This is a genomic window from Photobacterium sp. 53610, assembly GCF_036409375.1.
GTDB lineage: Bacteria > Pseudomonadota > Gammaproteobacteria > Enterobacterales > Vibrionaceae > Photobacterium.
In genome coordinates, this window is the sequence record NZ_JAXOFS010000004.1 from 372,726 (window position 1) to 381,082 (window position 8,357).

At 52.6% G+C, this 8,357-nt stretch carries 8 protein-coding genes; 5 read left to right on the plus strand and 3 right to left on the minus strand.

Annotation, left to right across the window (positions count from 1 at the left end; genetic code table 11):
• Window positions 1-39: 39 nt before the first annotated feature.
• From prmC to hemA, 3 genes are all read right to left on the minus strand, one after another.
• The gene (gene prmC, locus SPK40_RS13925; RefSeq protein ID WP_330960827.1) at window positions 40-885 is read right to left on the minus strand and encodes a peptide chain release factor N(5)-glutamine methyltransferase; all 846 of its coding nucleotides are present in this window, start codon (window positions 883-885) and stop codon (window positions 40-42) included.
• Complete coding sequence (gene prfA / locus SPK40_RS13930) at window positions 885-1,973, minus strand: peptide chain release factor 1 (RefSeq protein WP_248143836.1); 1,089 nt, start codon at window positions 1,971-1,973, stop codon at window positions 885-887. Before prfA ends, prmC begins: the two co-directional genes overlap by 1 nt.
• A gap of 101 nt (window positions 1,974-2,074) precedes the next feature.
• Complete coding sequence (hemA, locus tag SPK40_RS13935; RefSeq protein WP_330960828.1) at window positions 2,075-3,337, minus strand: glutamyl-tRNA reductase; 1,263 nt, start codon at window positions 3,335-3,337, stop codon at window positions 2,075-2,077.
• A gap of 285 nt (window positions 3,338-3,622) precedes the next feature.
• Between hemA and lolB the strand changes: the two genes are divergently transcribed.
• From lolB to ychF, 5 genes are all read left to right on the plus strand, one after another.
• Window positions 3,623-4,297 (plus strand): lipoprotein insertase outer membrane protein LolB, encoded by a 675-nt coding sequence (gene lolB, locus SPK40_RS13940; protein ID WP_330960829.1) that lies wholly within the window; start codon window positions 3,623-3,625, stop codon window positions 4,295-4,297.
• 18 nt (window positions 4,298-4,315) lie between these two features.
• The gene (gene ispE, locus SPK40_RS13945; protein WP_330960842.1) at window positions 4,316-5,200 is read left to right on the plus strand and encodes a 4-(cytidine 5'-diphospho)-2-C-methyl-D-erythritol kinase; all 885 of its coding nucleotides are present in this window, start codon (window positions 4,316-4,318) and stop codon (window positions 5,198-5,200) included.
• Between the two features lie 10 nt (window positions 5,201-5,210).
• Window positions 5,211-6,158 carry a ribose-phosphate pyrophosphokinase gene (locus SPK40_RS13950; protein WP_248143451.1) on the plus strand — a complete coding sequence of 316 codons (948 nt, stop codon included), beginning with the start codon at window positions 5,211-5,213 and terminating at the stop codon, window positions 6,156-6,158.
• A 126-nt stretch (window positions 6,159-6,284) separates the two neighbouring features.
• On the plus strand, window positions 6,285-6,875 hold the full coding sequence (gene pth / locus SPK40_RS13955) for an aminoacyl-tRNA hydrolase (RefSeq protein WP_248143449.1): 591 nt from the start codon (window positions 6,285-6,287) through the stop codon (window positions 6,873-6,875).
• Window positions 6,876-6,946: 71 nt separating this feature from the next.
• Window positions 6,947-8,038, plus strand: a complete 1,092-nt coding sequence (gene ychF / locus SPK40_RS13960; protein ID WP_330960830.1) for a redox-regulated ATPase YchF — start codon at window positions 6,947-6,949, stop codon at window positions 8,036-8,038.
• Window positions 8,039-8,357 lie beyond the last annotated feature (319 nt).

The following is an 8,357-nucleotide window of genomic DNA, read 5'->3' on the forward strand; positions in this document are numbered from 1 at the left end:
TATCGTTTCCTTCGAATAATACCGACCCGATCGTAATGATCAGACAGACCAGCAGCCTAAGCTTACTCTGTCCAGGCCCGCATAATCCTGAACGGTCATCACTTCCTGATAACCGAGTTGTTCAAAAATATTCCGGACGGCTTCGCCTTGCTGATAGCCATGCTCCAGCAATAACCAGCCCCCCGGCGTCAAAAACCTTCTGCTTTGTTTGCAGATATGACGAATATCCGCCAGACCCGCCTCTTCTGCCACCAGCGCCGTCCGGGGTTCAAAACGGACGTCTCCCTGACTCAGGTGCGGATCCGCTTCGTCAATATAAGGCGGATTGCTGACAATGACCGCAAAACGCTCATCCTCAGATAACGGGCTGAACCAGCTTCCGCAAAGAATCCGGGCATTACTGATTTGCAGACGCTGACGGTTTTCTTCTGCCAGCACAGCCGCATCCGGCCGGACATCAATCCCGGTGAAGCGGCAATCGGGCCGTTCAGAGGCCAGAGACAGCGCAATCGCGCCTGTGCCGGTGCCCAGATCAAGCACGGCGGAGCCTGCCGGAATTTTTTCCAGCGCAACTTCAACCAGCCGCTCTGTATCCGGACGTGGGATAAGCGTATGAGGTGCAACTTTGAATGGCAGCGACCAGAACTCACGCTCGCCGACAATGTAAGCGACCGGCTCTCCGGTCTGACGACGGGCCAGCAGCGCTGAAAATGCATCCGACTCTGCATCCGACAGCTCTTTTTCTGGCCAGGTCAGCAGATAACTGCGGGGCTTGCCAAGCACATGACACAGCAAAACCGCCGCATCAATTTGCGGACTGTCTGAGCCTGAAGCGGACAATTGAGCCACAGCCTGCTTCAGGGCAGAGTCAATCGAAGGGTTCATCAGTTTTGATCAGCCATGGCTGCCAGCAAATCAGCCTGGTGTTCCTGCAGAACAGGATCAATCAGACTGTTCAGCTCGCCTTCCATCACTTCATTCAGACGGTAAAGCGTCAGGTTAATCCGGTGATCCGAGACCCGGCCCTGCGGGTAGTTGTAGGTCCGGATACGGTCGGAACGGTCACCCGAGCCCAGCAGATTCCGGCGTGTGCTGGCTTCTTCAGCATGACGCTTTTCTTCCTCGGCTTTGATTATACGGGCGGCTAGAACAGACATCGCCTTGGCTTTGTTTTTGTGCTGGGAACGCTCGTCCTGACACTCAACCACAATGCCTGTCGGTAAGTGAGTAATCCGGATAGCAGAGTCTGTGGTGTTAACGTGCTGACCACCGGCACCGGATGCGCGGAACGTATCAATTTTCAGGTCCCCGGCATTGATCTCCGGAATTTCCGCTTCAGGAATTTCAGGCAGAATCGCCACGGTACAGGCAGAGGTATGGACCCGTCCCTGAGATTCAGTCGCTGGCACCCGCTGAACACGGTGGCCGCCAGACTCAAATTTCAGGACGCCGTATGCCCCTTCTCCGCTGACTTTGGCGATCATCTCTTTATAACCGCCATGTTCAGCCGGGTTGGAACTCATCACCTCAACCCGCCAGCGGCGGCTTTCAGCAAATTTGCTGTACATGCGGAACAGGTCACCGGCAAAGATACCGGCTTCATCACCGCCGGCACCGGCACGGATTTCAATAAAGCAGTTGCGCTCATCATTCGGATCTTTCGGCAGCAACAGAACCTGCAGCTCATCTTCCAGACGTTCGATATCGCTTTTGGCCTGCTTGATTTCATCCTGCGCCATTTCGCGCAATTCCGGGTCATCCTCACCCGCCATTTCTTCGGCTGTGGCCAGATCTGACTGTGCCTGCTGGTAGGCGCGGAAGCATGTACTTACTTCCTCAAGCTGCGAATATTCCCGGGACAAGGCACGGAATTTATCCTGGTCAGCAATGATTGCAGCATCACCCAGCAAATGCTGCACTTCCTCATGGCGTTCAACCAGGGATTCTAATTTCGCTAAAATGGACGGTTTCATCATGTTTACAACGTCAGATCCTAATAACGACCCGCAATGCCCGCTCGGCATGGCGTGTCAGAAAATAATTCAGTTCGCGTTACCAGCACCATGCGGCCCGGTTACTCTTTGAGGCCATCCAGCCCCAGGGTTTCACGGATCACAGCCAGTTTTTCCGGTTCACCGTCTTGCGCAGCCTGCTGCATTGCCTTGGTCGGCGCGTGGATCAGTTTATTCGTCAGCCGGTTGCTGAGCTCTGTCAGGACTTTTTCCGGAGAACTGCCGTTCGCCAGCGCCTGCAGGCTACGGCTCAGCAGGTCATGCTTCACTTCATCAGCATAACAACGATATTGGCGGATACTGTCGACCGCTTCCAGTGAACGCAGCCAGTGCATAAACGCTGCACTTTCCTCACTGACAATCGCCTCAGCCTGAATCGCAGCCACTTTTCGCTGCTCGCGGTTCCGTTCCACAATACTCTGCAAATCATCCACCGAATACAGATAAGCATCTTCCAGCTCACCCACCTCAGGTTCAACATCCCTCGGCACGGCAATATCCACCAGCAACATTGGCTGATGGCGACGCATTTTCAGCGCCTTCTCAACCATCCCCTTGCCGACAATTGGCAGCGGGCTGGCGGTGGCGCTGATCACGATATCCGCCCGATGAATATGCTCCGGGATCTCCGGCAGGCTGATCACCTCTGCACCAAATTCATCGGCCAGCGTCTGCGCCCGTTCCAGGGTGCGGTTGGCGATAATAATCTTTCGGCAGCCGTGTTCCACCATATGGCGAGCCACCAGTTCAGTAGTCTCACCGGCACCGATGAGGAGCACGCTCGCTTTACTCATCGATTCAAAAATTTGTTTTGCCAGCGTACAGGCAGCAAATGCCACCGACACAGCATTGCCGCCGATATCGGTTTCTGTTCTGACTCGCTTTGCCACCGAGAATGCTTTCTGAAACAGTTTCTCCAGCATGCCGTGCATGACTTCATGCTTTCGCGAATCCGAATAAGACTGCTTCACCTGCCCCAGAATCTGCGGCTCTCCCAACACCAGGGAATCCAGACCACATGCCACACGCATTAAGTGCCTGACCGCCGCCTGCTCCTCATGGAAATACAGACTCGGCATCAGTTCTTCGGCAGGCAAATCATGAAAACGGCTCAGCCAGTCGATCATGACACCCGGGCCGGTGTGTGAAACATCGCAGTAAATTTCCGTCCTGTTGCAGGTAGAAACGATCACACCACTGCTTACTTCCGGGTGCTGTGCCAGTGTCTGCAGCGCTTCGGTCAGTTTCTCCGGCGAAAAGGCAACACGCTCACGCAGGTCAACAGACGCTGTTTTGTGATTGATTCCTAATGCAAGCAAGGTCATGGAGGTGGTGTTACCTACTTCTCGATGATAAAGATCCAGCGGCGCATTTTACTTGATGCCCCTGCGTAATAAAAGGATATGACTCGATTCTGTATGCCGGAACACGTTTTCTTGCGTCCCGGCAACGATTCAAAAACTGACTTTACAGACAATTTTTACAAATGTCATGAACCTGAGGCGTACAGATTCTGAAAATAAAGTCATGCTATGATAGCGCTTTAATGTATTTCTTAATGAAGAAGATAAACACGCAATTCAGCTCTTGCTGACATTCAGGGGAATTTTATGCAAAAGGCGTTTTCGCCCCTTTCTGCGCTGACTGATGGTCTGATGGCCGGACAGCGCTTTATCCGGTCGCTCCGTCCGGCCCGAGCATTGTTCACGGGCAGCCTGATCATTTTACTGGCCGGTTGTACAACAACCCCAAAAACCAGTCAGATCACCACCGACTGGGAAACACACCAGAAAGCATTATCCGCCATCTCTGCCTTTCAGGCGAACGGTAAGCTGGGCTATATCAGCCCGGAGCAGCGCTTTACCGCAAACCTGAGCTGGAAAACCAATACGGGCTCCGATCATCTGCTGCTGACCAATTTTCTTGGTTCAACCTTGCTGAAGCTCGACAGCCAGCCGGGCCGGGCTGTTCTCATTGATAATGACGGCAAACGCTATCAGGGAAGCGATCCTGCGCAGTTGGTATTGTCTCTGACCCATATCTCCCTGCCGATTAATCAGATGCGGGACTGGCTGCTGGGATTACCTACAAGTGCCGATACCTATCAGCTCAATGCAGAAAACCGGGTGGCCTATCTGGCAAAAGAAGTCGGAGGCCAGCTGTGGCAGCTTGACTACAACGCTTACGATGAAAGCGTCTCCCCGGCCTTACCCAGCAAACTGGTACTTTCGCAGGGTGATAAACGCATCAAACTGGTGATCAGCCGCTGGCAGACTCAAAAATAACAGACTCAGACTTCAATGATGAACACACAAACGACAAGCTGGCCTGCGCCCGCTAAACTTAATTTGTTTCTGTACATTACCGGCCAACGCCCTGACGGGTACCACGAACTGCAAACCTTATTTCAGTTTCTGGATTACGGCGACACCTTAACGATCACCGCCCGCCCGGACGATGTGATCACTTTAACGCCGGCCGTTGAAGGCGTGGCGCTTGAAGATAATCTGATTTACCGGGCAGCAGATGCGCTGCGCCGCAAAGCCGGGATTACCGCGGGAGCCGATATTGGCATCCGGAAAGTTCTCCCCATGGGCGGAGGCCTGGGTGGCGGCTCATCAAATGCCGCAACCGCACTGGTTGCATTAAACTTTCTCTGGCAAACCGGGCTCAGCACGGATGAACTGGCCGAAATCGGGCTGGCTCTGGGGGCGGATGTACCGGTTTTCGTCCATGGTTTCAGCGCCTTTGCAGAAGGCATTGGTGAGCAGTTACAACCGGCAGAACCCGAGGAAAAATGGTACCTGGTAGCCAAACCTGAGGTCAGCATTGCAACGGTAGATGTATTCACAGCTCCCGATTTAACGCGAAATACGCCGAAACGCCAGTTAAATGTGCTGTTGGACAGCAAATACGAAAACGATTGCGAAAAAATCGTGAGAAGAATTTACCCTGAGGTTGATATGGCGCTTTCGTGGCTGTTAGAATACGCGCCGTCGAGATTGACCGGCACTGGCGCTTGTGTTTTTGCTGAATTTAGCTCTCAGCAAGCGGCTACTGCAACCCTGAAAAAACTACCCGACTGGCTCCGTGGTTTTGTCGCGAAAGGGGTGAATCAGTCACCTTTGATGACGGCCCTGAGTGAACATGCTGCAGAAAGTCAGTCAATACAACTTGGACGCAACTGAGGTTTACCCCGTGCCTGATATGAAGCTGTTTGCTGGTAACGCTACACCAGAGCTAGCCCAACGCATCGCTGACCGTCTTTACATTTCACTAGGAGACGCGACAGTGAACCGTTTCTCCGATGGTGAAGTCTGTGTTCAGATTAATGAGAACGTCCGCGGTAGCGACGTCTTTATCATTCAATCGACTTGCGCCCCTACCAACGATAACCTGATGGAACTGGTGGTTATGATTGACGCGCTGCGTCGCGCTTCCGCTGGCCGTATCACTGCCGTTATCCCTTACTTTGGCTATGCCCGCCAAGACCGCCGCGTCCGTTCTGCTCGTGTTCCTATCACGGCTAAAGTTGTTGCTGACTTCCTGTCGAACGTAGGTGTTGACCGCGTCCTGACCGTTGACCTGCACGCCGAACAGATCCAGGGCTTCTTCGACGTACCGGTAGACAACATCTTCGGTTCTCCGGTGCTGCTGGAAGATATGCTGGCGAAGAAACTGGAAGATCCAGTTGTCGTTTCTCCGGATATCGGCGGCGTTGTCCGTGCCCGTGCAACGGCAAAACTGCTGGACGATACCGATATCGCCATCATCGACAAGCGCCGTCCACGTGCGAACGTTTCTCAGGTGATGCATCTGATTGGTGATGTTGAAGGCCGTGACTGTATCATCGTGGATGACATGATCGACACTGGCGGTACCCTGTGTAAAGCTGCCGAAGCCCTGAAAGAGCGCGGCGCACGTCGTGTCTTTGCCTACGCAACTCACCCGGTTTTCTCTGGCAATGCACCGGAAAACATCAAAAATTCTGTGATTGACGAAGTCATTGTGACGGACTCGATTACACTGTCTCAAGCCATGTTGGATACCGGCAAAGTCTCTGTTCTGAGCCTGTCTGGTATGCTGGCTGAAGCCATCCGTCGTATCAGCAACGAAGAGTCTATCTCTGCGATGTTTGAGCACTAATCGCTCAGAATAACTGAACGACAGCCAACACGCCTCGCCCAGTGCGGGGCGTGTTTGTTTTTATTTATCTCCTCAGCGGTGGTAACATAGCGCGCGTTTTGATCCCGACGACATAGAGAGACCAGCGTGAGTCAAAAAATCCGTTTACTGGTTGGCCTGGCAAATCCGGGTCCGGAATATGCCAAAACACGCCATAATGCAGGGGCCTGGGTGGTTGAAGAGCTGGCCAGAATCCACAACATCAGCCTGAAAAACGATCCAAAATATTTTGGTCTGACAGGCCGGATCCAACTGAACGGTGAAGATCTGCGTTTGCTGATCCCAACAACTTTTATGAACTTGTCGGGCAAGTCCGTTTCCTCGCTGGCTAATTTCTTCCAGATCACTCCGGAAGAAATTCTGGTCGCACATGATGAGCTGGATCTGCCGCCAGGGGTGGCAAAGTTCAAACAGGGCGGCGGCCATGGTGGCCATAATGGGTTACGCGATATCATCAGCAAACTGGGCAACAACAAGAATTTCTACCGTCTGCGGGTCGGCATCGGCCATCCCGGGGACAAAAACAAAGTAACCGGCTTCGTACTGGGCAAAGCCCCTGTCGGCGAACAATCCATGATTGACGCTGCCGTTGACGAATCCGTTCGCTGCCTTGATATCTGGCTGAAAGACGGTCTGACCAAGGCACAAAACCGGCTTCATTCGTTCAAAGCCGAGTAAGTTTAATCTGACTTTTTCACCATCCCGCCCGAAAGCGGGATGCCGGAAGCATCACTAAAGGGTTTCAAGCCATGGGTTTTAAATGTGGTATCGTGGGCCTGCCGAACGTAGGTAAATCCACACTTTTCAATGCATTAACGAAAGCAGGCATCGAGGCAGCTAACTTCCCGTTCTGTACGATCGAGCCAAATACCGGCGTGGTTCCTGTGCCGGATTTGCGTCTGGATAAACTGGCGGCAATCGTCAATCCTGAGCGCATCCTGCCGACGACCATGGAATTCGTTGATATCGCAGGTCTTGTTGCCGGTGCTTCTAAAGGTGAAGGTCTGGGCAATAAATTCCTGGCTAACATCCGTGAAACCGATGCGATTGGCCATGTTGTTCGCTGCTTCGAAAACGACAACATCGTGCACGTTGCCGGCAAGATCAACCCGCTGGACGATATTGAAATCATCAATCTTGAGCTGGCACTGGCCGATCTGGATACCTGTGAGCGTGCCATTCAGCGCCAGGCCAAACGTGCCAAAGGCGGTGACAAAGATGCAAAATTTGAAATCACTGTGCTGGAAAAAATGCTGCCGACCCTGACTGAAGGTGGTATGGCACGTTCCGTTGAGCTGACGAAAGAAGAAAAAGCAGCAATTGATTACCTGAACTTCCTGACGCTGAAGCCAACCATGTATATCGCAAACGTCAGCGAAGATGGCTTCGAAAACAACCCGCATCTGGAAATAGTGATTGAACACGCCAGCAAAGAAAACGCCGTCGTGGTTCCGGTTTGTGCGGCAATCGAATCTGAAATTGCTGAGCTGGACGATGCAGATCGTGAAGAGTTCCTGGCAGATCTGGGCATTGAAGAACCGGGCCTGAACCGTGTAATCCGTTCCGGTTATGAGCTGCTGAATCTGCAGACTTACTTCACCGCTGGTGTGAAAGAAGTCCGCGCCTGGACCATTCCTGTCGGCGCAACTGCACCTCAGGCTGCCGGTAAGATCCACACCGACTTTGAAAAGGGCTTTATCCGCGCTGAAGTTGTCGGTTACGAGCACTTTATCGAGTTCAATGGCGAAAGTGGTGCGAAAGAAGCTGGTAAATGGCGTCTGGAAGGTAAAGATTACATCGTAAAAGACGGCGATGTGGTTCACTTCCGTTTCAACGTCTGATGCAAAGCGAAAAACCTACACTTCAGGGCCGGCATTTGCCGGCCCTTTTTTTGCGGAATGAACAAGGTTGCTGATTTTTTACCCGCCAAATCACTGACCTAGCATGGCATTCGGTCATTTCGTCCAAATAACCACCGAACAAGCAGATTTTCTGGGGATTCTTAAAAAAACTATTGACGCTCCAGACAGGGATAAGCATAATGCGCCCCGTTCCCGAGACAGCGCCTGATGAAAAGGCAACAGTGAAAACTGGCTGAATCGGCATGATGGCTACGTAGCTCAGTTGGTTAGAGCACATCACTCATAATGATGGGGTCAC

Excerpts from the sequence above, each read along its gene's own strand:
- prmC (WP_330960827.1), bottom strand. The coding sequence starts at position 885 with ATGAACCCTTCGATTGACTCTGCCCTGAAGCAGGCTGTGGCTCAATTG.
- prfA (WP_248143836.1), bottom strand. The coding sequence starts at position 1,973 with ATGAAACCGTCCATTTTAGCGAAATTAGAATCCCTGGTTGAACGCCAT.
- hemA (WP_330960828.1), bottom strand. The coding sequence starts at position 3,337 with ATGACCTTGCTTGCATTAGGAATCAATCACAAAACAGCGTCTGTTGAC.
- lolB (WP_330960829.1), top strand. The coding sequence starts at position 3,623 with ATGCAAAAGGCGTTTTCGCCCCTTTCTGCGCTGACTGATGGTCTGATG.
- ispE (WP_330960842.1), top strand. The coding sequence starts at position 4,316 with ATGAACACACAAACGACAAGCTGGCCTGCGCCCGCTAAACTTAATTTG.
- ychF (WP_330960830.1), top strand. The coding sequence starts at position 6,947 with ATGGGTTTTAAATGTGGTATCGTGGGCCTGCCGAACGTAGGTAAATCC.